At 43.5% G+C, this 26824-nt stretch carries 18 protein-coding genes and 1 tRNA gene; 6 read left to right on the top strand and 13 right to left on the bottom strand.

Translation table 11 applies throughout. From position 1 onward, the window contains the following. Together EZE20_RS12230 and EZE20_RS12225 are read right to left on the bottom strand one after the other, a co-directional pair. Positions 1-2010, bottom strand: coding sequence for a thioredoxin domain-containing protein (locus EZE20_RS12230; protein ID WP_132118003.1), 2010 nt, complete (start codon positions 2008-2010; stop codon positions 1-3). 11 nt (positions 2011-2021) lie between these two features. Next, positions 2022-3716 carry a T9SS type A sorting domain-containing protein gene (locus tag EZE20_RS12225; RefSeq protein WP_228713709.1) on the bottom strand — a complete coding sequence of 565 codons (1695 nt, stop codon included), beginning with the start codon at positions 3714-3716 and terminating at the stop codon, positions 2022-2024. A 63-nt stretch (positions 3717-3779) separates the two neighbouring features. Here EZE20_RS12225 and EZE20_RS12220 point away from each other — a divergent pair, with 63 nt between their 5' ends. From EZE20_RS12220 to EZE20_RS12205, 4 genes are all read left to right on the top strand, one after another. Beyond that, entirely contained in the window at positions 3780-4235 is a 456-nt protein-coding gene (locus tag EZE20_RS12220; RefSeq protein WP_132118001.1) for a hypothetical protein, read from the top strand. A gap of 137 nt (positions 4236-4372) precedes the next feature. Continuing rightward, positions 4373-5167 (top strand): 3-keto-disaccharide hydrolase, encoded by a 795-nt coding sequence (locus tag EZE20_RS12215; protein WP_132117999.1) that lies wholly within the window; start codon positions 4373-4375, stop codon positions 5165-5167. A 118-nt stretch (positions 5168-5285) separates the two neighbouring features. After that, positions 5286-6599 (top strand): MFS transporter, encoded by a 1314-nt coding sequence (locus EZE20_RS12210; RefSeq protein WP_132117997.1) that lies wholly within the window; start codon positions 5286-5288, stop codon positions 6597-6599. A 19-nt stretch (positions 6600-6618) separates the two neighbouring features. After that, positions 6619-6696, top strand: a tRNA-Val gene (locus EZE20_RS12205). A gap of 84 nt (positions 6697-6780) precedes the next feature. On the opposite strand, the gene EZE20_RS12200 is transcribed toward EZE20_RS12205, so the two are convergent. The 11 genes from EZE20_RS12200 to rpe all read right to left on the bottom strand — a co-directional run bounded on the left by EZE20_RS12200 (position 6781) and on the right by rpe (position 23612). Further along, on the bottom strand, positions 6781-7806 hold the full coding sequence (locus tag EZE20_RS12200; protein WP_132117995.1) for a hypothetical protein: 1026 nt from the start codon (positions 7804-7806) through the stop codon (positions 6781-6783). Positions 7807-7809: 3 nt separating this feature from the next. Then, positions 7810-10482, bottom strand: coding sequence for a hypothetical protein (locus tag EZE20_RS12195; protein ID WP_132117993.1), 2673 nt, complete (start codon positions 10480-10482; stop codon positions 7810-7812). Then, positions 10479-11204 carry a glycosyltransferase family 2 protein gene (locus EZE20_RS12190; protein WP_132118441.1) on the bottom strand — a complete coding sequence of 242 codons (726 nt, stop codon included), beginning with the start codon at positions 11202-11204 and terminating at the stop codon, positions 10479-10481. Before EZE20_RS12190 ends, EZE20_RS12195 begins: the two co-directional genes overlap by 4 nt. An 83-nt stretch (positions 11205-11287) precedes the next feature. Further along, complete coding sequence (locus EZE20_RS12185) at positions 11288-12394, bottom strand: acyltransferase family protein (RefSeq protein ID WP_132117991.1); 1107 nt, start codon at positions 12392-12394, stop codon at positions 11288-11290. A gap of 3 nt (positions 12395-12397) precedes the next feature. Further along, positions 12398-14092 (bottom strand): hypothetical protein, encoded by a 1695-nt coding sequence (locus tag EZE20_RS12180; RefSeq protein WP_132117989.1) that lies wholly within the window; start codon positions 14090-14092, stop codon positions 12398-12400. Then, a complete protein-coding gene (locus tag EZE20_RS12175) occupies positions 14089-15009 on the bottom strand; it encodes a transketolase family protein (protein ID WP_132117987.1) in 921 nt (306 codons plus the stop codon). Before EZE20_RS12175 ends, EZE20_RS12180 begins: the two co-directional genes overlap by 4 nt. Next, positions 15006-17000 carry an NAD-dependent epimerase/dehydratase family protein gene (locus EZE20_RS12170; RefSeq protein WP_132117985.1) on the bottom strand — a complete coding sequence of 665 codons (1995 nt, stop codon included), beginning with the start codon at positions 16998-17000 and terminating at the stop codon, positions 15006-15008. Before EZE20_RS12170 ends, EZE20_RS12175 begins: the two co-directional genes overlap by 4 nt. After that, a complete protein-coding gene (locus tag EZE20_RS12165; protein ID WP_132117983.1) occupies positions 16993-17826 on the bottom strand; it encodes a transketolase in 834 nt (277 codons plus the stop codon). Before EZE20_RS12165 ends, EZE20_RS12170 begins: the two co-directional genes overlap by 8 nt. Positions 17827-18051: 225 nt before the next feature. Further along, entirely contained in the window at positions 18052-20073 is a 2022-nt protein-coding gene (locus tag EZE20_RS12160; protein WP_132117981.1) for an OmpA family protein, read from the bottom strand. A 272-nt stretch (positions 20074-20345) separates the two neighbouring features. Further along, positions 20346-22916, bottom strand: coding sequence for a M14 family zinc carboxypeptidase (locus tag EZE20_RS12155; RefSeq protein WP_132117979.1), 2571 nt, complete (start codon positions 22914-22916; stop codon positions 20346-20348). Between the two features lie 36 nt (positions 22917-22952). Continuing rightward, complete coding sequence (gene rpe / locus EZE20_RS12150) at positions 22953-23612, bottom strand: ribulose-phosphate 3-epimerase (protein WP_132117977.1); 660 nt, start codon at positions 23610-23612, stop codon at positions 22953-22955. Positions 23613-23734: 122 nt separating this feature from the next. Here rpe and ligA point away from each other — a divergent pair, with 122 nt between their 5' ends. Together ligA and dapA are read left to right on the top strand one after the other, a co-directional pair. Continuing rightward, positions 23735-25822: an NAD-dependent DNA ligase LigA gene (gene ligA, locus EZE20_RS12145; protein ID WP_132117975.1), complete on the top strand. Its 2088-nt coding sequence runs from the start codon at positions 23735-23737 to the stop codon at positions 25820-25822. A 102-nt stretch (positions 25823-25924) separates the two neighbouring features. Further along, positions 25925-26815 (top strand): 4-hydroxy-tetrahydrodipicolinate synthase, encoded by an 891-nt coding sequence (dapA, locus tag EZE20_RS12140; protein WP_132117973.1) that lies wholly within the window; start codon positions 25925-25927, stop codon positions 26813-26815. The last annotated feature ends 9 nt before the right edge of the window (positions 26816-26824 follow it).

The following is a 26824-nucleotide window of genomic DNA, read 5'->3' as shown; positions in this document are numbered from 1 at the left end:
TTATTGGATCAACTTCAATGCCTCTTCAACAGTCAAAACGGGCAACTGACAGGTTTTATCGTAGCAGACATAAATGGCTGTTTGGCCGTTAATTGCCGTTCGACCAGCAAGGAGTGGTAAATCAGACGTGTCAGGGCCGCCAGCCATGAGTTTTGTTGGGATGAAGAAACGGTCCAGGTCTTTTCTAAATTCATCAAATTCTGGCCCAACGATCACAATTTCGGCAGTAGACTGCACGCGTTGCGCATAAAAAGCCGCCCAATTTGTTGCTACCTGAATTTCACCTTTCAGTATTTTATCCATTCGATTGAGCATTCCGTCCGCAAGTTCGATGTACGTGGGATGGTCGAGCAGGCTGCCAGCCTGAAAAAGAGCGTGCGCCAGAATTGAATTTGAACCGGGGATAACGTTATCAAAAAGCTCTTTTTTACGCGCAATCAAATTCTCTGCTTCTTTATGGGTAAAGAAAAAGAAACCGTCTTCGGGATCATAAAAATGATCGAGTGAATAATCCAGAAGTTCCTGCACAAGCGATAGCCAGTACTCATCAAACGTGATTTGGTATAAGCCCAACAAGCCCTCGCTGACCGCAGCATAATCTTCCAAGAACCCATTGACGCTCGCTTTCCCTTCTTTATAACTATGCCAGAGTTGGGAATTCTCAACCATTTTTTCTTTCAGAAAGTGTCCCAATTCGATGGCCGTAGTTCTAATTTCTTCATCACCCAAAGCGCGGTAAGCATCCGTTAATCCTTTCAGCAGAAGGCCGTTCCACGATGCCAGGATCTTGTCGTCAAGTCCGGGACGAACTCGTGGTGTCCGATGACGGGCTAATGTTTGAAGGGCAGTTTCGTAGTTGACCAGGAAACTTTCATCAAAGATTCCTTTACTAATTGCTGCTCTCTGTACATCCTGTGTCAGGTGCAGGTGATTGAGGCCATGCTCCCAATTTCCATGATCAGTTATACCATACAAGGTAGCAAACCAGGAATAATTTTCACCCAAAACCGCCCGAAGTTCGTCCGCGGTCCAGACATAAAACTTCCCTTCAACGCCTTCGCTGTCGGCATCCAAAGCGGAGAAAAAACCTCCCTCGGCACTCCGCATTTCACTCATTAACCAGTCGTAGGTATGTCGAATACGAGCCGCATACAGTGGGTTTTGGGTTAAAGAATATGTTTCTGAATACAAGCTTATCAACTGCGCATTGTCATAAAGCATTTTTTCAAAATGCGGTATAAACCATTCATCATCAACTGAGTAGCGAGCCCAGCCTCCACCAACGTGATCATAAATCCCGCCCATTGCCATGCGGTTCAGCGTGAGTTCTACCTGAACGAGCGCTTCGGGATTTTGGGTAAGGTCATAGTACCGGAGCAAAAATTTATAAATCGACGGCATCGGAAATTTTGGCGCGCGATCCATTCCTCCTTTTTCGGTATCAAAATTCCGCTTTAACTTTTCAAACATTGCATCCAGATCATTTACCGACACGTGCGTAGAAGTTACCGAAAGGCCATATTTTTCGGCTTCGCCCGTTTGCAAACTTGCAGCAAATCCTTCGGCAGATTCTACCAGTTCGGTATGATGGTTTTCAAATGCATTGCGAATACTTTTGACAAGTTGCACCCAATTTTGAGGAGGCAGGTAGGTTACGCCATAAAAAGGTTTGGCATCGGGCAACAAAAAAACATTCAGCGGCCAACCACCGCGAACACCCATGAGATGCACGGCATCCATATAAATAGCATCGATGTCAGGACGCTCTTCACGATCTACCTTAATGCAAACCAAATGTTCATTCATGACTGCCGCAACTGATTCTTTCTCAAAACATTCCCGCTCCATGACGTGACACCAATGGCATGCTGAATAGCCAATACTTACTAAAATCGGTTTGTTTTCGGTTCGGGCCATTTCAAGGGCTTCTTCGCCCCACGGAAACCAATCAACCGGATTGTGCGCGTGTTGTAGTAAATAAGGGCTGGTTTCTTTGGCTAGTTTATTCATGGAATTTGGAGTTAATTCTTTATAAAAATAGAATGGCTGGTAGATGAGTTTTCTGAACTAATCCGAAGCATGTAAAGCCCTTCGGGGACAATAGGGAGGTCAAACTGATAGCGAATGTCGCCAATTTGGGTTGGCATTTGGGTGGTTCGCAGAACCACGCCCTTCAAATCCAGTAACTCAAAAGTCAGGTTACTATGGGTACTTCGGCTAGATAAATTGACGAAAACCGATTTCTGATCTGTTGGATTTGGATACACATTGGCTACCTGCAAGGAAGAATCAAGGGCAGAAACTACGTCGGAAAGGTCAAACTTGCATAAAAACACATCCCGTCCAGTTAGGGTAATCGTCTTTGTCCATTGCTTGTAAGTGACGGTCAATTCCGTATTCTGATTTTCGGCAGCGTAGGTATTCTGAGCCGCGATAACAATTTTGCCATCCTTGACCACTCCCCGCCAAATCGGATTGCGCTGTTGCATGTGATCACGCGCCGACTGTGGAATTACGAGCTCGTAGTTGCCCTGAAACATGTCCGAAAACTGCGAAAGTCGATAAAGGCCGTAGATAAAGTGCTCGTACGTACTGTAATTTTGTTGTTGCGTATTTTCAAACATATTGTTATCCCATAGCCACAGACCTTTTGCTCCTGAAAAAAATGGAAAAATGGCGGTGGCCTCGGCCATGAATTTCGGAATTTGCGGGGCTCCCGGTACGAAACTATCATGGTAGCGCAGCCACACAAACGGAATAATATCCTTGGAACTCCACGCCTTATTTACCTCAATTTGAAAGAGCAGATAGGACAAATAGTCCTTGCCTAAGGGATTTTCATAAGGATAATAATAGTAGGCCGAAGGCATCAAAATATCCATGGCATTATAAAACGAACCACCGATTTTGCCGGCATCATCCTGCATCAGGTAGTGCGTGCGCTGTGTATTACTTGTCCAGTCGGCCCAGCTATTGGTTGTTACATTGAGCCACGTACCGCGGACAGGTACATCGCTATAACTGCTTAATTTTGTAGTTTCAGGCAATCCCTTGTTTTTCAGGTAATTGACCGGTGCAGTATACCACCAACGAATATCTTTTTTGTAGGTAGTCATAAATGTATTATCCGCTAGCGAACGGTATCCTTCCGGAATCCGGTTGTCGCGTTTGAGGTTAAGAATATCGCGATCCAGCTCCTGCATCCGTTCAACGTCGAGGCAAATAATGTCAGCCCTCGGAATTCCGCTCAGTCTGGAATCGTCAAAAAGATTTGCCATGTCCGTAATGTATCGATCCCAATGCCGGCGGTAAATCGCCGTATCGTTACCCCACGGACTTTCCAGCCCTACGACCGACCACGGTTGAAACACCTCAACACTTGCGACGCTATTCCAGAGTAACGCCCGGTTTTTGACGGGTAAAGTACTGTTTTCCGGTCCACTGAAATAGGCTATGTGACTAAACCCGTGCTGCAAGGGACGGGAATTTTGGTCGCCAAATCGAGGTCCATTATATATAATCGTAAACGGAAGAGTAAATTGTGGAAATTTGTCCCATTCAATCGAATTGTTTCCCTGTACAGGTTGCAGAGTAAAATTGGTTTCGCATGGTTGCGAAAAAGTATTTACACGACTGATAATCAGAAGTATACTAAGTATTGTCAGCCTATTTTTTATAAATAAACCCATGTAGTCAAGTATAAATTTTATGGACATTTTCGTTACTTTTGCAAATAACCGTACCAAATCCAGCATTCCCTAATCCAATTGATAGATTCCATGAAACGAATTACCAACATTCTTCTGCTAGCTTTTGTTGTACTCTTTACACTATCCTGTACTGAAAAAGACACACCCGATCCTGATACGGTAAGCACCAAAGATAAAATGCTGATCACCAACCCGTGGCGTCTTGTGGATATTACGGATGCTTCCGGGAAATCAATTCCGCAAAATCAACTTTCCTTTGAAACGCTTGCGATTTATCTTTTTGATATTCAATTTTTTGATAATAACGTTACCAAAGCGCTTGATCGTGTTTCTAAGCAAGTTGTTAATGGTGGCACGTGGTATCTAATTGAAAATGAGCAAACGCTTGATATTGAGGTGAGTCAGTTTAAAGGTAAATTCGGTATTAAAGAATTGAGCCGTTCAAAGATGACTTTATCAAATAACGTTCCGGTTAACGGAACCAATCAGCTTGCAAATCTGGTATTTGAGCCTGTAATTCGATAAACTTCAAAAGTATTTTTTGAAAGCGATGGATTTTCTTCGTCGCTTTTTTTGTGAAAAAATGGTTCAATGCTGCGTAAGTATTGACGGAATTACGGTATTTGCACTTTATTTTTGAAAAATACTTTAAATCCAATCACATGAAACCCTTAGCTAAACTTTCCCTTTTTGCCTGTGTTGTAGGTGGATTAACAAACCCCCTTTGCGCACAAAATGTCCCCACACCCCCAAAAATGACGCCCGACATGACCGAGTTTTGGGAGCCCGAAGTAAAAGCGATTACTGCTGATGCGGGCAATGTAGCCCCGTCGGATGCCAAAGTTCTATTTGATGGAAAAAATCTGGATCAATGGGTGTCTGTCAATAACCCCCAAAATCCCGCAGGATGGACGGTAGCCGATGGCGTTTTTACAGTAAAAAAAGGTACCGGTAACATTCAGACCAAAGATTCATTTTTGGATTATCAGCTACACATCGAATGGAAAGTTCCGGCGACGATTACCGGAAAAGGGCAGGGGCGTGGCAATAGCGGCTTGTTTTTGGCTTCTACCGGAAAAGGTGATGCAGGTTACGAATTACAGATTCTGGATTCTTACAACAACCGCACCTACGCCAACGGACAGGCCGGTAGCATTTATAAGCAAACGCCACCGCTACGCAACGTCACTCGTAAGCCCGGCGAATGGAATGTATATGACGTAATTTTCACCGCGCCTCGTTTCAAAGAGGACGGTTCACTCTTTTCTCCTGCACGCGTGACGGTACTACACAATGGCGTAATTGTACAGAACAATACCGAATTGCGTGGACCCACGCAGTACATCGGCTTGCCTTCCTACTCGCAGGCACACGGAAAATCGCCGATTAAATTGCAGGATCATGGCGATCCAAGCGAAGCAATTAGCTTCCGCAACGTCTGGATTAGAGAGTTGTAGGAAATATTTTTGACCCGCCAAATTATCTATCAAAAGAAGTTTGGCGGGTCATTTTAGTTTTGAGCCACCAACCGGCTCACTTCGATCAAGCATTATTCTGAATTTGAAAAGACTCTCCATGAAAAAAAACGACCGACGCATCATCAATGCCTGGTGCATGTACGATTGGGCTAATTCCGTGCACGCGCTTGTCATAGTTTCCAGTATTTTTCCGGTTTATTTTAGTGCTACGGCCCTCACCGAGCAAGGCGGAGACGTTATTCAATTCCTTGGTTTTTCGGTCAAAAACACGGTACTTTTTTCGTATTCTGTATCTTTTTCTTTTCTAGTCGTTGCGGCGCTCATTCCTTTTTGCACAGCAATTGCAGACTATACGGGGAAGAAAAAACTGTTCATGAAAATCTTTTGTTACACCGGCGCAACCTGTTGCGGCCTGCTATTTTTCTTTACCCGTGAAACTACCACGCTTTCGGTTTTTGCTTTCATATTTAGCTTGATCGGATGGAGTGGAAGCATCGTTTTTTATAATTCATTTTTACCTGAAATCGCCACCGAAGAAAATTTTGACCGATACAGTGCGCGTGGTTTTTCACTTGGTTATGTAGGTAGCGTAATACTTTTGGTGTTTAACCTGACAATGGTTCTTTTTCCCGATGTATATGGTATAACTGATAAATCTCTTCCGGCCCGAATCTCTTTTCTGACCGTTGGCGTGTGGTGGGTGCTATTTGCTCAAATCCCTTTTCATTACCTTCCTGATAATTCTTTTGGTAAAAAACCCTCTGGAAATTGGCTTTTCAACGGATTTCGGGAGTTGAAGAAAGTGTTCGGACAGTTGCGTTTGCAACCCAATCTTTACAAATATCTGACTGCTTTTTTTATCTTCAATATGGGCGTTCAGACGGTCATGTACGTGGCGACTATATTTGGGGCGAATGAATTAAAATTGCCCTCCCAAAGCTTGATTACCACCGTTTTATTGATTCAATTGGTGGGAATTGTGGGGTCATATACCTTTGCGTATTTGTCGTCTAAGCTGGGAAATATCTATGCGCTTATGATTGGGGTGGCCATTTGGATCGGAATATGTGCCGGGGCGTATTATACTACGCAGGAAAATGAGTTTTATGTACTTGCGGGAGTTGTCGGGATGGTCATGGGCGGGGTGCAGTCGCTATCAAGAGCAACGTACTCCAAATTGATTCCGGATGACACACGCGATACCGCTTCGTATTTTAGTTTTTATGATGTTACTGAAAAATCTTCGGTCGTCATCGGTACTTTGGTATATGGGTTGGTGGAGCAAATGACAGGTAGTATGCGAAATAGCGTTTTGGCCCTGATGTTTATTTTTATTGCCGGATTAATGCTTTTGTCACGTATTCCTTCACAAAAAGTATATCGATATCGATTGGACGGTTCGGGAAATTAGTATATTTGTGGCCCGATTCAGGATGTTAGCTCAGTTGGTTCAGAGCGCCGCCTTGACAGGGCGGAGGTCAGCGGTTCGAGCCCGCTACGTCCTACCAAAAGATTATGAAAAAAAACGGCCTGTAAATCACTGATTTACAGGCCGTTTTTTGTGAAGTAAGGAAAACCTAACCAAACAGACGTCAAATTGCCGTCCTGATTACTTCCAAAAGTTTTGCGTTCACTTTTTTGAGCCAAAGCTCCTGACCCACGCACGACCAATGCGAATCTCCTTTTAGATACGCCTGATCTTTTAAATAAGAAAATTCCTGAATAACCGAAACGACCGGAACCGAAAGGGCAGGATGTTTTTCAATACGCTCAATTAGATGATTATACGTGCCGTAGTCGGGCATCAGTATCGTTGCTTTATTGGGAATTACTGATAGCCAAACGTCATCAAAACCAAGGCTTAATAAATACTCTTTGTCGGTGTTTACAAAATTTACGAGCGTATCGACAGCGCCATTAGAAATTGTGATAAACGATGATGCCGCAAGTGACGAATCGGTGTCTACATAGTAGGCAATTGAGCTGCCATCGGGCGAAACTGTAACTTTTGGGTCTGTACGCTCAAACCAATTATAGGTAATCCAGCTCTTTAATTCCTTTATTTTCAACATACTATCAAATTGAAAAAGTAAGGAAGACAAGCGGTCTTCGGTAGGTTCCGCGGCAAATGTACGGTCCAGTCGATGCACAAGCCTGGACTCTGCCGGAAGGGCAACATAGGTTTCTGTATCAGGAATTACGTTAGAAATTGGTGCCGTAAAATGCTCACGAAACGTTCGCTCCACCGATTCCAGCAACACAATATTTGTGTAAGTAGTATCCAATTTAAGATGAAGCAAAGTTCCCCAATGTGCGTATTGGTAGCGAGCCGACACAAAATCGGACGAATCCATACGCTGTGCCTCGGCAAAACTATCACCGATAATGTAAAAGGCTACTTTGTTTTTTTTATCAAAAGTAGACTGATCAACAGAAGGAGGACAGGTTTGTTTAGGATCTTTAAATTGTGGAAGATTAGACAAACGGTATAAATCGCCAAAACGGTAATCGTCTGGAATAACTTCGGCACGATACAGTTCATTCAGGAGTGAGGTACTGCACCCGACGATCCAAATCAGGCCAAAGACGAGCAGAATTAAACTTCTAAAAATCTTCATGCGTCAACGGATTTTGATAGTCCAGGTCTGAAATTTATCTGCTGACCGACCAAAAATAACCAACTTGTAGTAAGCCGATTGATACGCCACCCGAACGGGAAGATCTGACGGAATGGGCTTGTCGCCCAGGCGCCGGCCGGTCATGTCAAATAGAGATGTATACTTTCCTGAATTTATGGAAATAAACCGATTATCAACCCCAAAATAATGATATTGAATAGTAGCATTTGGGACTACGTTGCCAATTTCAAACAGCTCCTTTCCGGATTTATCCAAAATCGCCATTTTTGTATCTGAGGAACGAACGAGTAGCCAATCAAGCGAATTTTTATCAAAAAGCGTTTTGAATCGTGACGAGGCCGACGGACGGTACAATTGGGTACGCTCTCTAATTTTACCATAAACATCAACCCGTAACAATTCCCCGAGGGCGCTGACACCGACGAGTTCCGGTTGCGCAGTTTCTGCATTTTGAGTCCAGGCAAACGCACTTTCGATGCGGGTAAGCATATCGACCGGAAAGCCGGAACGTACAGTACCTTCTTCTTTGATCAAATAAATCAGGCCATTTTTTTGGGTAATCAACAGCGAGCGCGAACCCAATTGATTGAGCGATTGAACAGGCGCCTGAACCTCGACAAAGTTTTTGAATCGATTTATTCTGATCAGTTCTTCCATGGCGTTTTCCCACAAAAAAAGATTATCCTGCTCATCAACAACTACAAAACGACTGCTGCCTTCGCTGCCGCCTTCAATGCGAAACAGCGAACGAATTGCCGTTCCCGAGGGAAGTGTTTTTGAAAAAACCGTAGTTATGCCCTGTTCATCTTCGTCGATTGCGTACACCATTTTTGAAGTAGCAAGGATCAACTGCATGCGTCCAATATTCAAAAAATCTACCTTCAAAGGAGACGCAACCAAAGGTCCGTCGAGGGTTGTCAGTGTTGCAAACTTTTGATAACTGGCATCGGGACGGAGCAGGGTATTTTTTTGATCCGTTAAAATCAATTGCGCCGAACCATCCGTTTGGTTGTCCGATACCGTAATTAATCCCGTGTTTCCTTCTGTCCAGACAATCTCACCAGCCAGGAACGTACGATTGAGTACTTTGCCGGAGGTGCGTCTTTTTCGCGAAATGATACTGATTTTTGGATAGGCTTTTTTTAGATTAAACTGACATTCAAAAACAATACTTTCGATTTTGGATGGCAATAATTCAGCATCCGTGCCGGGCAGAACTTTACGCGGGCTCGCTACCATAGAAAGTTGAGATGGCTCGGAGTCAGAAATTAAAATACTGTCCAATTCAGGTGATTGCTGCCAGCTAATCCGGTTTTCATAATCTGAAATATAGTTTCTCAAAGCCTGCGAACTATTGGTCACAACCAAATAAGGGCCTACATACGAAATATAAGATTTTGCAAAATTGCTGAAAAGCGGACCGTACAAACTTGCCGGCAATTCTGGAATGGCAATGGCAAACAAATCATATCCCTGATATTTATCCAGAGAAACGTTCGTTTCATTGGCCGCAAGGCGGGCAAGTTTGGTGAGAATCGGGCGAAGTTTTTCGTAATTGGAATATTCGATCAATGCCAACTTACCATCCGAAATGCTGTTACTTTCTTCGAGTTGACACAGAATTAATTCTGATCCAACGTTGGTAATCAATTCGTTGCGTTGATTGCCAATGTGATAGCCGAGCTTATCCCATGCAGTCGTTTTGTAGGATGAATGCCAGTTTTGAAAGCGTTTTTTGAAGGCAATACTGTCAGCGCTGGCAATTCGGAAAAGTACTGCTGTTTGCTGAGAAATAAAGGAATGATGAGTAAATTCTTTGCCCTTTTGTCCTGTTAGCCAATCTGTCACATAATTTTCCTCCTTTTCGCTGCCGATTGATTCAAACGAAATCCGGTGATTGTCTGGTTCGGAAAGGTGGTAATCCTGCGTAGCCGGAAAAAGGGCCAGAAATTGCGCAATTGAATTGGTGGTTCGGGTGCCCGGTGTGAGTAAAGCTTCCCAAACACTTTTTTTGAGGTAAATATTGAGATTATACTTTGAATCGCTTGAGTTTTCAAACTGACTTTGCAGCGGAGATTTTGCCAGCGTTTGATCAAACGAGCGAACTACGTCTTCGATTAAATCGCCGTATTTGCTGATAATGAGGTAATTGTCAAGAATTATGTAGGAACAAACAGGTTTGGACTGCGCATCGTTTACATCAGTGATTACGCTACTTTGAAACGTGTGATGCAAAACCCGAATATCCTGACGATTTGGCTTTTTCCACCAGGAAGCCTCCGTATCTCCATCCAGAGGAACATAAAGGATTACCCCAAAATTTCTGGATGTTCGCTTGTGAAAGGAATAGCTGATCGTCTTTTTTTGTAAAGTGCGGTCAATAATGGGCTGATCGCGCGTAATCCAGGAAAGCAACGACAAACTTTGGGCAGCCTGCCCCACCAACGGAAATTGTTTCAGGTCAATTCCTGATTCAGAAATTGAAAAAACAGAATCCTGCATGCGGTCGCTTGTAATGACCGCACTTGCATTGGTCGGAATGTACTTCCAGGCTGCCTGAGAACGGCCCCAGCCTTGAAAAAGCAAAAAAACAGAAATGGTAAGTACAGCGGTGATCAATAGTGGAACCGCATACTTTTTTAGCGCAATTGTCAAGTGTTGGTGCGTAAAGCTTTTACTTTTTTGTTAAGTTCAATGCGGAATTTAAGCAGCTCCTGAAAACTACGGATACTCACTTTCCACAAATTCCATTTAACGATTGACACCGTGCCGGTTTCTCGGTCTTTGTGTGTAATCGGAATATCAAAGAGCTCCTGACCAGATTTTTTTGCCATGACGGCCAGGAAAATGTTTGGTGCAAATGGTTCGGGATCAGGTAGTTGTTCTAAGAGCTTTCGTAAAAAATTACCTTCAATCAGACGAAACGGGATATTGCTGTCCAGGATATATGTTCCGTAAACGGCTGAGATAGTTCCTCGTAAAACCCGGGTAATAAATAAACGTACGGATGCATCATGCCGTATTTCACGATAGCCCAAAATGAATTTTGACTGGCTGCGTTTGCTCCACAATTTGTCAAAATCATCAGCAATAAACTGATCATCGCTGTCGGTTTGAAACACGTATTCAGATTTCAGGGCAACTGCTTTTCGGTATCCATTTACCACGGCATTTCCGTGCCCACCATTGACCTGATTTACTACGGTCAAATGAGGGTTGCTGAGGCTCAGTTTATTGAGTATTTCACCCGTTTTATCTTTTGAACCATCATTAATTACAATCAATGTGGTTTCGTTTTCAGGAAACTTCGTTTTTAGATAGCCAGTCCAACTTTCTACAACTTTTTCAATGCATTCTTCTTCGTTGTAGGCAGGCATTACAATACTTAGTAGCAAGGCAAATGGAGTTTAAATGAATTATTATACAAAATTAAGGAATTAGGTTTATGAACCTCAACAATTTAGCGAGCGTATTTATCTTTCAGAGAATTGATTGGTTTTTCCACAATGTGCCAGGAAAGCGCAGCAAGTAAGGTTGTTAGCGCAAAAAATAGCATCAGTTGAAAAATCAGTGAATCATTTAAAACGGGAAACCAGCTCTCAATTTTATTCAAAAGCCGGATAGTTGGGTGGCTCGGTGAGCTATGAAAATGATTATATACGAAGTTATGGTAGACGTACATCCCATAACTGATTTTTCCTAAATAGTTGCTCACTGAATTTTCCAAAAACCATTTCATTACGCCACCATATCCCAAAACAGCTTTTCCTATCAGGAAAAAACAAAAGACTGAACTAATCAATCGATCCACGACATCGTTGGCAAAGTTGTGGATTTCGTCAAATGATTTGGACCAATATACAACCAAAATCCAGCCAAGCAACGTAAGCCAAATCCAGCGGGTTTTCTCAAAAACTTTAACAAAAAGAGTGGGCCGGTTCAGTTGGAGCCACGCCATGAGTCCACCAAGACCGAAAGAGTCGAGGCAGGTGGGCATCGATACGTAATTGACCATCCATTCATATCCTGCTGTAAAAAAATATACCCGCAACAGAATGCTGAAAATACTCATACCTACCAAAAACTGAACGAGCCATTTGCCAGGAATAAAAAAGATGACAAAGGGGAAAAAGATATAAAACTGTTCTTCCACCGCCAAAGACCAGAAATGATCAATAACTCCGAGCCAATGTTGGTTGATGGCGATGTAGATATTAGTGGCATAAAGCAGGCACCAGGCCAGGGTTTCCCGGACGGGTGGTACGTTCATGACGAACAGTACGGCAATAGTGAGGTAATAAATCGGGAAAATCCGGACGGTTCGGCGGAAGTAAAATTTTCTCAGATAACGGCCCAAACCGCCTTCCTGTCCAAAGTTTTTTTCTTTACTTACCAGCAAAATGCGGGTTATCAGAAAGCCACTCAACACAAAAAACAGCGTAACGCCCAGCGGTCCAAATGGAATGACATTAATTTCGGCAAGCCAGTGATCTACCAGAACAAGCGCCACGGCAATAAACCGCAGTCCATCGAGCTGAATGAGATATCCATGATTCGTCGTGCGCATAGTCTACCAGTTTGTTCGAATCGTTTTTGTAAGTACTTGTTTTGAATCGATGGAATCTTTCCCCATGACTATTCCGGTTTTTTCGCCCTGTTGCCACACCATGCCCAATGCATAGGTGCCGGGTTTGATCTCGGCAAAGGGAATTGAAGAAGAAAAACCAGGCGCAAAATACTGTTGATGCAAAAGCAATTGTTTGCGGTTGGTATTGCGACTGCGATTGGTTGGAAACAGGTAATAGCGCTCCGCAGAGCTTAAAAGGATATACACACCGCTGTCCTGTAATCGATTGCTTATATACGTATTATTTTGAATATCAATAGATTGTGTTCCTTGCCGGATAGCCGTGGCTGCAAACATCGTTTTGATTCCGGCCGTATCTCCGGCGGTTTGCGATTGGCTTGCCTGCGGCAGAAGAGGGAGCCAGGATTGATAAAAAACGGGAGAATCTTCGACGAGTTTTCCAGCCAGACGTTGGTCCTTAAATGGTTTCAAACTTCGATCGGTATACGTCCAGTTGAAGCGTTGCGTGGTTTGAAATTTACGCAAATTGCTGGCATCTACCAGATGATAGTGATTGCTGAACAGCGAATAGAGTACATTAAGAAATATGATTCCGGAAACATAGGGAGAAAGAAAACTTCCCCGAATGGGAATAACTATGTACAAATAGGCAACCAGCAAAAGTAAAAATGAATAAATCTTATATCGACTTGTGAGCAAACCTTCCAGCCCAAACCCAACCCGGGAATACACTACAAGGGCCGTGGTGCCGAGAATAAAAAGTAAGACGCCTAGACAAAATAAATCGGTAATTTTTGCAAAGTCATACTCATAACGGTTGCGAATGATGCGAAAAAGGGTAGTAGAAATGATCGACATGGCGACCAGGAAAAGTATGCCGCCAAAAAGAAGACAAACAAAAAAATGATCGTTTACCGGGAGTGACTCGGCGAATGAACCAAGAAAATAAAGAAAACCTTTTATGTATTTTCCGACTCCAAACGTAGCTTCAGGATTGGCAGGTGAGCGAGTGTACCAATTGAAATAGCCAAAAAGTAGAACGCCGCTCATGACAAGCCATGCCAGAAGTCGTCGCCAGCGGGGAGCTAAAAACAGGGTGACCGCACCAATAGGTAAGACAAGTAAGCCATTTCCACTCGTCAGGCAGGTAATTACAGCCAGAGCAAGAGATAGCAGGAATAAATTTCTTGATCGGGAAATACAGCAAAAGAGTGTCCATGCGGCCAGTACAACTACTCCAAAATTCTGGATGGCAGCCATTCCCCAGTACATGTTTTCATAGTGTGCGAGAGTTAGCCAAATGAACGGCACAGGCAGAAGCGTATAGTACGGTTTGGCATTTTTATGTAAAAGCAGCCCCCACAACCCCAGAATCCCAATCAATAGAAGGTTGCCGTAAAGCATCAGTCTTTTGAAGCTCAAGCCGTCAAAAAGAATATAATCCAGAAGTGTAAATACCCTTGTAAGCGAAATTCGGTGTTCGTTATGTTGCCTGAGCAAAGCCTGCAATTTTTCCGAAAAAGTCGAAGCCTGAATATATTCAACCAAAAAAGCTTTCAGTGCGTGATCGTCCCATTTTGGGATGTTGATGGCGTAATAATTCCACACATAGAAAAAAATTCCGATGGGAAGCAGCAAGGTCAGGCTAATAAAGAAGGGTAGAGCCCGCTTATTCATACGCGCTGTAATACATTAAGAAGGGAATTCCTGATACTTTCTGTGTCAAGGCCGGCCAATTGTTGGTGATATTGCTGACTACCGTATCGGCGGTTGGGGTATCCTTGAGCCCGGATGCTTTGAAAAGAAGTAGGAGCAATTTGGTTTTCCAGTAATTGGACCGACAGTTGCTGTGCGAGACCGCCCGTTGAAACGTGCTCTTCGGCAACCAGTATATGCGTTGATTTTCCAAGAATGGAGTGCAAATCAGCAGGTATTTCCAGCGGAAAACGATTGGCTGATACGACCGTAACAGACTTTTGTAGTTCATCCTGACCCGAAATTGCGGCAAGTGCATTATTAGTGATCGGGCCCAGACAGACCAATGTTACATCAGACTGCTCGGCCTGATGCACTACCTGAAATGTGCCGGTTTGAAACGCATCTTCCGGTGTTTTTTTTCCGGCTCCCAGGCGAAGGTAAGCAGGCCCGGCCGTTTCAGCGATCTGATATACGGTAGATTCGATTTCGTCAGAAAAAGCGGGAACATAAGTCGTAACGTTCTGCATACTGCTCAGACAGGCCAAATCTTCAAGGGTATGATGACTGCTGCCCATGATTCCGTACCCATAGCCACCGCCGTTGGCGACCAGAAAAACCGGAAGTTCATGAAAGCAAACGTCATTTCGAAACTGTTCGAGGCAACGATATACCACAAATGGAGCAATGCTATAACAAAAGACTTTATATCCTTTGTAGGCCATTCCGGCGGCTACACCTACCATATTTTGTTCGGCAACTCCGGCATTGATGAACCGCTTGCCGAGTTTTTCTCTCAGATTTTCAAATGCATTATAGCCTAAATCCCCCGTAATGAACACAATGGAATCGTCTTCGGTGGCCAGTTTTTCTATGGATTGTGAAAATTCTACTCTCATTTGTTTAAGTGTTTTACCAGCGTTCGGATTTCATCGGCAGAAGTATAGGCTTTGCTGCCGCGGCGAATCCTGGTTCTTATAAATTTAGGCCTTTTCTTGGTCTCCTCGAAAATCTTGGCAATGTATTCACCAAGAAAAGAGATGCCCAGGATGGTGAGGCCTCCAAAGAAAATTACCAAAACAATTACGGTTGAAAATCCTCGTGGAGTTTCTGGAAAAAAGAAAATTTTGGCGATGATCTGCCACATAATTCCAATGAATGAAATGCCTGTCAGAATGAAACCTGCGTAACTCATCAGTTCGAGTGGTGCAAAACTAAACGAGAAAATGGCTTTCTTGGCCCACCAGATGTTTTTCCGCCAATTGTTTGTCGATACGCCAAACATACGTTCGGGTCGAATGTAGGGTACGCCCGTTTGTTTGAAACCAACCCATGCTCTAAGTCCGCGCAAAAATTGCTCAGTTTCAGGTAGTTCTACCAATTCCTTAACTACTTTTCGATCAATCATAGAGAAATCGCCCGCATCTCTTGGGATCGGGATATAGCTAAGGTTTTGAAATACTTTATAAAATGACTTATAAAAAAAGTGAATATGCGGCTTCATTTCACGCTGTACCCGTACACCATATACTACGTCGTAGCCTTCGCTCCACTTGGCAAAAAAATCGGGAATAACCTCCGGCGGATCCTGTAAATCGCCATCCATAAGTACCATAGCGTCGCCGGTGGCTATTTCCATACCGCTCAAAAAGGCAGCTTGCGAACCAAAATTCCGTGAATGACTGATTCCGACCACGTTGGGATCTTTTTCACAAAGGGCATCAATTACTTCTTCCTGATTGTCGGGTGAATTGTCGTTGACGAAAATGATTTCGTACCGTACTTTCATTTCATTGAACGTCTTCACCAAACGCTCGTACATATAAGGAATTGCCTGAGCGTCCTTATAGCAGGCAATAATTGCGGTAATGACCGGATTAAGTTTTGGATTTTCAAAAGCCGGAACCACATTGGATTCGTACCCTACGGCGCGTTGCCACTCTCTTGTTTTGGTAAGACCAACTTCCAGCGGTGTGTATGCTGCCCAGCCAAAATCCCGTTCAATTGCGGTTGGATCGCCATACCAATCGGCCAAATCCCATTTCCGATTCGTCATACTGCCCCATTGGGGTTCTGCCTGAATGTTGAACTGACTCCGGCTGATTTCCACCAAATCACCGATAGTAGATTTTCGACCGGTAGCTATATTATACGATTTCCCCCGTGTAGTTTCACTCACACCCAGCGCGCAGGTAATGAATGCATCGAGACAATCATCAATAAATACAAAATCACGGCTAATGTCCGGAGATACAAACGAAGGCAATTCTCCGAATCTTGACTTTTCAATAAGCCTAGGAATGAGTCGATCGGGCTCTTCCCAATACCCATAAATGGAGTACAAACGTAGGTTGAGCGTATTTAACTGATGCATTCGGGCGTAATACTCCAAAAGGTAAGCGGCAGAAACTTTGGAAACAGCATAGTGGCTGTTTGGTTCTACACGATCTTCCTCTTTGGGTGCTGTACAGTTAAAACCATATTCTGAGCTACTCCCCGCGTGAATATAAACGGTGTCTTTTGAACAGTTTTCGAGGATGTTAAGCGTACCATTTACGTTGGTTTCGTACGTAAGGTTAATATTGCTCTGTTTACTGTAAGCACCGTAAGCTGCCAAATTGAAGATGGTTTTTGGAGCATATTTTTCAAAAACCTCCTTCACCGAGTTCAAGGAAAGAATATCGCAGTGTACGACATTTTCGTAGGGTACATTCAGCAGTTTTAGACGCCACGCTTTGGTCGCATCGTGCGTAAGTGCGTAGCAATCTTTACGTATCTTGAAAATTTCATTGAAGAGATTGACCCCAATAAATCCACTTGCGCCAAATACAAAAATGGGTCCCTTGAGTTTTAAAATCTTATCGTGAAAGGGAAGTGTTGACTCAGGCATTCGCTGCAATATTAAAGTATCGTTCCTGGATTTCGTGGGTTGCTGCTTCGTACTGTTCGGGATTCATCGGCAGGTAATGCCATTCCAGTTTATTTTCCATATAACTGACGCCTTTACCTTTGACCGTATGAGCAATGATGGCTTTTGGAAGGCCATTTTTGTGTGTTTTCAAGGTTTTGACAGTAGAATAAATCTCCTCAATGTCATGTCCATTTACCTCAACAGTTTCAAAACCAATGGCAGTCCACTTCGCCGGATCGGCGGTATCTCCAAGTACCTCGTTGGTTGTCCCAAAACCCTGTAATCCATTTTTATCAATAATCATGATCAGATTGTCAAGCTTATGCTGCATAGCAAAGTGAGCGGCTTCCCAGGTAGTTCCCTCGTTGGTTTCACCATCAGACAGCAGCACATAGGCGTAGCTATCTTCGTCCATGATGCGGGCGGCGTGAGCTATGCCCGTTGCGATTGGCAGGCCGTGCCCCAAAGAACCGGTGGCAAAGGGTATGCCTTTAAATTGCCCGGGAGCGGGATGCGCCGGGAGCGTTGTTCCGTCCAAATAGTACGTTGCCAATACATCATCGCTTATTTCACCCAACCAATTTAGGGAGGCATATAAAGCTGCGGCAGCGTGTCCTTTGGACAATATAAACGTATCTTTTTCGGCTTTATGTAGCAACAAAACTCCGATCATCAGATCAATGCAGCTTAGAGAGCAGCCAATATGACCGGCGTGAGCCTGATTGTAAAGCGAGAGTGTTTTTAGCCTTAACTCGCCGCTGATGTGGGTAGCATGCGCAAGAATATGGTCGGTTGATAAAGTCATAGCTTGTTTTCTATGGGCAATAATGAAGCAAAAATAAGATTGTTTTTTGCTTAAATCGGCGGCAAGATACGAATCTTATTTTTTGGCGCCTACAACAGGCGCCAACTGACGAGGTGAGTTAAGGGACTTTTGCTGCATCGGGTAGAAGTCGATAGGTGCGTTTTTTATCTTGACAAGAAGCCATTTGAGAGACAATCGGCAGGTAACTTACAAGCCTGAAATTTTTTACAATTTCAAAATCGTAAATTCTACCCGGCGGTTCCATTTGCGGGTTTGTTCGGTAAGATTGCTTGAAATTGGCTTGGCCGGCCCCCACGCTTTGGTTTGAATTCTGCTGTTTTCGATGCCTTGCGTAGCCAGATAGCGCCTCACTTCCACGACCCGATCTTCGGAAAGTTTAAGATTTTTTTGCCAGTCTCCAACATTGTCTGTATGTCCTTCCAGCAAAATTTCCATGGCCGGATATTCTTTCATCATCTGAATAATTCGCCCCATTTCCGGCAGTGAGGATGAAATAACTTCTGCACTGCTTTGCTCAAACATAATTTGATTCAACCGTATTTTCTGCCCCTCTTTTATGGGCAGCATGAGTATGTTTTTACGGATGAGCCGGAAATTCGTTTCGCGACTGAGGTCTACTTCTTCGGTTACGGGGAAATAACCTGGATGACTGGCCGTTATCCGGTACAATTCCTTTAAAGGCAGGATCATCTTGAATTCGCCTGTTTCGGGTTCAAAATTAGCCTTTGCAAATTCTTCATTGGTATTTTTAATATCAGCGCTGATTTCTGCGTCAATCATCTGATTTGTTTCTGCATCAAGCACATTACCAGAAATAATGGCAACCGGATCTGGTTTGATCGATGGAAAAAGTCGAACCCGAAAAATATCTTCCTCACCCATTGAATTCTCCATGGAACTCAGGTAAGCATAATCTGCTGATGCCGGAATATTGAAATAGCCATCCCATTGAGCGGTATTGATGCTCGGACCCAAATTTTCGGGCTCTGTCCAGTTGGTCCAGGTGTCGTCCAGGCGCCGGGAAACAAAAATATCGCCATTACCAAAACCACTAAACCCAGCGGATGTGAAATAAAGCGATTTGTCGTCGGAAGCTATAAACGGCGAGCCCTCATAATCGGGTGTGTTAATGGCATTTCCCATGTGTTTAGGTTCTGACCATGTGTCATCAGGTTGTAGAAAAGATACATACAAATCTTTATTTCCTTCTGTATCCTTGCGTTGAACGGATAACACGAGCACTTTCCCTTTGGGAGAAATGGCAAATTCGGTAAAGTTTTTTGGGTGATCGTTGTAGTGATTTTTAATTTTACACTCCTTCGGAAACGACCATCCGTTTCGTGTACGCACCGACTTTGATAAGCCATTAATCATGCTTCCGTCTGGCTTATAGACGTTTATGAGGTAAATCGTTTTCCCGTCCGGAGAAATCCCGGTAATGGCGTTGTCTCCATCGTTATTAATTGGTGCTTTCAAATTGATTGCTTCTGACCACACATTGGAATTGTCCAGGCTTGAAACCCATACATCCTGACGATTGGGAGAGCCGATATTGCCTTCAAATTTGCTTCGGGTAAAAAATAGAAGCTTGCCGTCCGGTGAGATTACCGGAGCTACCTCCTGACCTTTGGAATTGACTGTTTTTCCTAAATTCTCTTTTTGTAAATTCTTGGGAGCATCCGCAGAGACAAAAATGGTTGGTTTTATGGGAACAGTTGATGATGAAATACCAATGGCATCAATTTGATTGTAACCAACTACCCGCGACGGCTGCAAAACTATTTTGATTGCATTGGTTTGTAAGCTCGAATCCGATGGAAAAATATAAGTCATTTTTCCAATTTCCTTTGTAGGTGTAATCGAATTTTCAATTAATAAAATCTCCTGTCCATCAGCCGTATACGCAAATACCCGGGCAATTGCACCGGCATTAAAGTTCTCAGCGATTGCTACTTGCCGAAGCGGGATTGTTTTTTCAAAACCGACCTTGATCCATTCCTCGCCAATAGTATTTGGTTGAGCCGGCGACCAGGCACACGGGCTACTCCCTACATCCGGAAGCTTGTCAGGGCGGCCTAATATCTGAATGGCACGATATTCGGTACCGTAAGGTCCGGGCCGATATTCAGAGGAATATCCCAAAACTCTGGAAGCCCATTGAACGTCCTGGGCGTTGGTAGAATAAGAAAATAGAAATATGAAAAAAGATAGATATAGTACCTTCATTTGTAATTATCTCGACAATAGACACTCCTGTAATTCAGGAATCGTGTAACGAATTAACGAATCAATCTCACTTCCTCGTGCAACCACAGCGTGCTTAAATTGTGGAAATGATTTTTGTTGAGCTTTTTGTGAAGGGTCGATTCTAAATGTACATAATAATACAGAAAGTACAATAAAATCAACACTTTTTACAGCCAAAATCAGGCCAAAAATCACCATTCTTCTTGAATTAAATTAATAATTGATTCAACGGTTGATCATCAAATGGTGGATTATTCTTCCTGTCCCTCGATCGTGGTATTCTGAATCAATTTACTAAAAAAAATACTATTGAAAAATAATCGGGAGGTGCTCAACCATGTACCTCGAAAATTCGGGTTATCAGCAAACAATATTACTTTTCCTGCACCGTGTGTACTTGCTATTAAACCCGCTGAGGAGGAAATTTTACTCAATGTAGCTGGATGTACATATCCGTTCAGCAAAGGTTTTTTATCATATTGTACCACGGTCTGATACGGATTCTCTGATATTTCCAACAAGGTGTTGCTGTTTCTGTACAGTGAAATCCTGCGCTGTGAAAAGCCAAATCCCAACGGGTGGGTTAGATCCAGATCGGCAGAAAATATAGCTCCACCAGTATATTTGGATCCTTCGTTGGCTTCGGCATTTTCATAGTTCATTCGGCCAGTTTTGGGTAAGCTATCTGTTAGTTCTCGGATTTTTTCTGAAATAATATTGTTTTTAATTGCCCAATGTGAAGCACTTTTGAACGTAATGAGCGTCCCGCCAGCTGCTACCCAATTTTTAATTTTTTCTACAAACCGTCCTTCGGACGGATATTGCCCGTTGACCATGACAAGTACATTATAAGCGTTGAGATTGAGGGAATTCCATTGACTCAAATCTACTTTTGTAATGGGCATTCCCAGGTATTGATCCGTCATAAACCATACTTCACCCGCTTCATATTGGCTCGTTCCTTTTCCAATTGGCATCACCACCCGTGGCAGAGTGATTGTTTCAAATGTATTACTGCCCAGGTCAACACCTGTTTGGCTGTACCCCGTTTCGACGGCATAAAAATGTACGCCCGTATAACTGGCAATTTGGGAAAGTAAGCCATGCAGCGAATCTGCCGAAATCATTTGTGGCTGTACCGGAATAAGTAAAGTACCGGCAGCAAATACCTGCAATCCCCGATCGGTCTGAATACTAAATGGTTTCTGTCCGGCTTTTACAAGCATTCGATTTTGCGTGAGCTGATGCAGGGCTTTGTAGACATTGAAGTCGTTGAGTGGAAGCAAGTAAGCGTAAGAGCTTTTTGCAAAAGTTTTTGGCTTGATTGTTAATGCGTCGGTGGTTAGGGCGTTGCCGGGACGAATTGAGGCAGACTTGATTTCCGAAAAAGGTAGTCCGTAAGCAAGCGGCAAATTCCAGGCCGAAGCATCATAAAACAGACTGTCAGCAAAGGTTGTAGGTTTTTCAAAAACAGATTGAACCATACGATATTGTGGCTGAGCCGTAGGTACATAATACGCTTTCCCACTTTGGTAAGTGACTTCCCCAATTTTGAGGTCCTCAGGTAGATCGTAGACTTGAATTTTGTGATAGAGTAACGTTTGTAAGAAGGCTTGTGCGCGGCTCTGATCGTTTTGAGTGCTAACTACGTATCCTTTTACACTGCTTTTTTGTGCAGATGAAATGGCTGTTTCAAAAAATTCACGCTGAAATTTCAGCAGGTTTTCTCGCTGATCTACGGAGGCTCGAATGGTAGCAAGTGCGTTTACCAGTTGATTTCGAACCGCAAATGCATAGGTCAAAGGTCCATTTTGGCTATCCTGCACGTGCCCGCGTGAGCTTCCCTGTTCAAACAAAAAGCCAATACCACCCTCTATGTCCGGGTAGCTTGATCCATAACCGGGATATAAATTGTCAAAAGATTCTTTGGTATAATATAAAGAACCAATCTGATTCATGGCTTGCTCAAAATACCTGGCGTAGGTATCGTTGAGCGTACGATAGACATAGGGCGGAACGAGAGGGTTTTCGGCGCTTACTTTGGATGGTTCAAAAAAGTGAGTTGAATTTGTACCCATTTCGTGATGATCTGTAACGACATTAGGATACCACTGATGATAGAAGTTCAAACGGTTTTTGCTTTCCCGATGCACTGCAAGGTACCAATCGCGATTGAGGTCAAACCAATAATGATTGACCCGCCCGCTAGGCCAAACTTCATTATGCTCGCGGTCGTTTGGGTCAGCCACCGGCGGCATGCCTTTGTGCATGTTTACCCAATTGACAAAGCGATCGCGCCCGTCAGGATTGATGACAGGTTCGATAAAAATAACGGATTGGTTGAGCGTATGAATGACGTCCGGATCTGTACAGGCTGCCAGAAAATAGGCCGTCAGGAGTGAAGATTCACCTCCGGATGCTTCATTGCCGTGTACATTATGGCCAAGTTGCATTATGACGGGCATGGTACGAATATCAGGTGCAGCAACTGTTGGGTCGGTCAGGCGAAGGTGTTCTGTCCGGATGTTTTCCAGCCGTGTCAGGTTTTGGGGGCTGCTGAAAACGACCATTAATTGTGGACGATATTCGTAGGTCTTCCCGATTGTCTGAAATTTTACCCGATCCGATTCCCGGCTTAAATACTCAAAATAGGATACCATTTGGTCATAACGCGTATGATGTGAGCCAATAGAATAACCTAAAAAAGCATCGGGTGAAAGAATTGATGGATTGAATTTTCGCCCTGGAAAGTAGTAATCATTTTGGGCAAATACCGCTTGATAAGTAAAAAATAAGCAGAGAAAAGGGTAGACTTTTTTCATAAGAATATATAGCGATAGACGGTTGAGGGAAATTTTTCAGGCAATTTCTGTTGATCTTTTCAAATCAGCAATGGTTTTCAATGGATTTTCAGAATTAAAAACAAAGCTACCTGCTACTAACACATCTGCGCCTGCTTTGGCTAGCTGTGAAGCATTGTGTAACTGAACTCCACCGTCGATTTCAATCTGAAAGTCAACCATGGAGTCTGCGCGCATTTGGGATAGACGAGCCACTTTTCGGTAGGTGTTTTCAATAAAGGTTTGTCCGCCAAAACCCGGATTCACCGACATAATTAATACCAATGAAAGGTCTCCGAGAACCTCTGATAGCAATTCTACGGGAGTATGAGGATTAATGGCAACGCCCGGTTTTGCGCCTAACTCCTTAATTCGTTGTATCGTTCGATGCAGGTGCGGGCAGGCTTCATAATGTACGGTCAGGATTTCGGCACCTGCCTTACGAAAATCTTCCAGGTATCGATCCGGTTCAACGATCATCAAATGTACGTCAAGCGGTTTTTTCGCATGACGCTGAGCCGCCTGACACACCGGAATGCCAAAGGAAATATTGGGCACAAAAACACCATCCATGATGTCGACGTGTATGTAGTCGGCTTCACTTTGGTTAATCATTTCGATGTCGCGCTGGAGGTTGGCAAAATCGGCTGCCAGGATTGAGGGTGCAATGAAAGTCATTCGAATTTTTTTCTGTGTATTTTTGAACGAAATTAATCAATAATAAAACGAAAATGGCAGAAGCAGGTAAAGTAAAACATTTGTCTGTTTTCTTAAACTTTGAATTAAAAAGTAATTAGTCGATGAATCCCAACGAACGTATCTCCTGGCTGACAGAAAAGTTGAATTTCTACAACAATCGCTACTACCGGGACAATATTTCCGAAATCCCTGATCAGGAGTTTGACTTCCTGATGAAAGAATTGATAGGGCTGGAAAGTGAATTCCCTGAACTCAAAAAAGACGATTCGCCCACACAGCGGGTTGGTGGCACAATTACCAAAGATTTTGCCGCTGTCTACCATCGATTTCCGATGCTGTCGCTGGACAACACCTACAACGAACAGGAACTGAGGGACTTTGATGAACGTGTACGAAAAGCCTTGCCCAATGAAACCTACGAATATATTTGTGAACTAAAATTCGATGGTATTTCTCTGAGCTTTACCTACGAAAACGGAGTTTTGCAGCGGGGCGTCACACGTGGCGATGGCAGCCGGGGCGACGACATTACGGCCAATGTAAAAACAATTCGCTCGTTACCATTAAGAATTCTGGAAGAAGATTTGCCGGAAATTCTGGAAATCCGGGGCGAAGGCTTCATGCCGTACTCTTCTTTTGAACGTCTAAATGCGGAAGTGGAGGCTACCGGCGATACGCCCTATGCCAACCCAAGGAATGCGGCATCGGGTTCGTTCAAATTGCAGGATTCAGCCGAAGCCGCTCGCCGGGGACTCGATTGTTACGTGTATTCCTTTTTGAGCGATATTCCGGTTTTTAACTCTCATGAAGAAAGTTTGGTTGGTCTCAAAAAGTGGGGATTCCCGGTGTCGCCAGGTTGGAAAAAGTGTCAGACGATTGAGGAAGTACTGGACTACATTCATACCTGGGAAGAGAAAAGATTTGAATTACCACTTGCTACCGACGGTATTGTCATAAAAATCAATTCATACGAACAGCAGCGTGAGCTGGGAAGTACGGCCAAAAGTCCCCGTTGGGCTATTTCGTTCAAATACAAAGCCGAAAACAAACCTGCTTTACTTCGATTCGTGACGTTTCAGGTGGGGCGTACCGGGGCAGTTACGCCCGTGGCCAATTTGTCAGGACTTCACGAGCGTCACAAACCGTACGAGCAGGTAAAAGGAGTGCATCTTTCAGGCTCGCAGGTAAAACGCGCCACGCTGCACAACGCCAATGAATTAGAGAGATTGGATTTAAGAATCGGCGATACGGTTTTTGTGGAAAAAAGCGGTGAGATTATTCCAAAAATCACGGGTGTGGATACTTCACAACGCGGATTGTTTGATACGCAACCCATTCTATTTCCAACTCAATGCCCGGAATGTGCCACAGAGCTTATTAGAAAAGAAGGTGAAGTAGCTTTCTATTGTCCAAACGAACGGGGTTGCCCACCGCAGTTAAAAGGTAAAATTGAACATTTTATTCAGCGGAAAGCACTGAACATTGATAGTTTGGGAGAAGGTAAAATAGAGTTACTTTTTGATAAAGGACTCATTCATACCGTGGCCGATTTGTATGATTTAAGCTACAATGATTTGCTGGGTCTTGAAAAAGACATTTATAATGAACAGACGGGTAAATCCAAAAAAATCAGTTTTCGTGAAAAAACCGTAGAAAATATCCTGAAAGGAATTGAGAAGTCGAAATCTGCTCCATTTAAAAACGTGCTATTTGGCCTCGGGATTCGCTATGTAGGAACAACCGTAGGTGAAAAACTGGCGCAGTATTTCCGAACCATGGATGCGCTGATGGCGGCTTCTTATGAGGAATTAACGGCTGTGCCTGAAATTGGCGGGCGTATTGCCCAAAGTGTTCGTGATTATTTTACGGAACCCGAAAATCAGCAGCTGATTTCCCGCTTACAGCAGGCAGGACTGACCTTCCAAACGGACGATTTGCCCATTGAAAAGGAGGGCGAAGCGCTGACAGGTAAAACATTCGTGATTTCAGGTGTTTTTCAAAATTTTGAACGCGATGAATTGAAAACAAAGATTGAATCGAATGGGGGCAAGGTACTTAGCGGCGTATCGGGCAAGCTGAATTACCTGTTGGCCGGTGATAATATGGGACCCTCCAAGCTCGAAAAAGCCAGAAAGTTAGGCGTTGTTATACTTTCAGAAGAAGAATTCCTGAATATGTTGGAAAACTAACCGTCAATATTCAAATAGGCTTTTAACTTTGCGCATTCTTTACAAAATACGGCCTTTCTTAGGGGCCAAACCTTACATAATTTTACCTTTATTAAAAATAAAATGGCGTTGGACGAACGTTTCAAAGGTGTGGGCGTAGCTTTGGTTACACCCTTTGACGAACATCAAAATATTGATTATGACGGATTGAAAAATCTGATTGATTTTGTTTCTGAGGGTGGTGTAGATTATCTCGTAGTACAGGGTACTACCGGAGAATCTGCCACTACCACGGCTGAGGAGAAAAAAACTCTCCTGGATTTTACCAAACAACACAACAGCCGCAAGTTGCCGATTGTGTATGGCTTGGGTGGAAACAATACCCGGCAAGTCCTTGAAACTATTTCTACCACTGATTTTACTGGTGTAGATGCTCTTTTGTCCGTTTGTCCGTACTACAATAAGCCCACTCAGGCTGGTATTTTAGCCCATTTTACCGCTATTGCCGATGCAAGTCCGGTACCGGTGCTTCTTTACAATGTTCCCGGTCGGACGGTAGTTAATCTTAAACCTGAAACGGTTTTTGAACTAGCCAAACACCCCAATATCATTGGTTTGAAAGATGCTTGTTCTACAATGGAGCAATACATGGAAATTGCCTGGAAAGCACCCAAAGACTTTTTGCTGTTGGCCGGAGATGATAATCTGGTAGTTCCAATGATTAGTTTGGGCTGGCATGGGGTTATTTCGGTTATTGCGAACGCTTTCCCCAAAGAGTTTCAGGATCTCACCTGGCATGCCCTGGAAGGTCGTTTTTCCGAAGCGGCAGCTTTACAATTCTCCTTTATTGAATTCGATACACTCCTATATCAGGAATCTAATCCGGTAGGAATCAAGAAATGCCTGGAAATCAAGGGAATTTGTGGTTCAGAAGTTCGTTTGCCTCTTATTAAAGCTTCGGAAGAGTTGTCAAATGCCTTAACTTCTGCCATGAAGAGAGAAGGATTTATATAAATTTCAATA

Source organism: Arundinibacter roseus (genome assembly GCF_004348825.1).
Lineage (GTDB): Bacteria > Bacteroidota > Bacteroidia > Cytophagales > Spirosomataceae > Arundinibacter > Arundinibacter roseus.
Note: the sequence above shows the minus strand (reverse complement) of the source record. Positions and strands in the feature narration are given on the sequence as shown.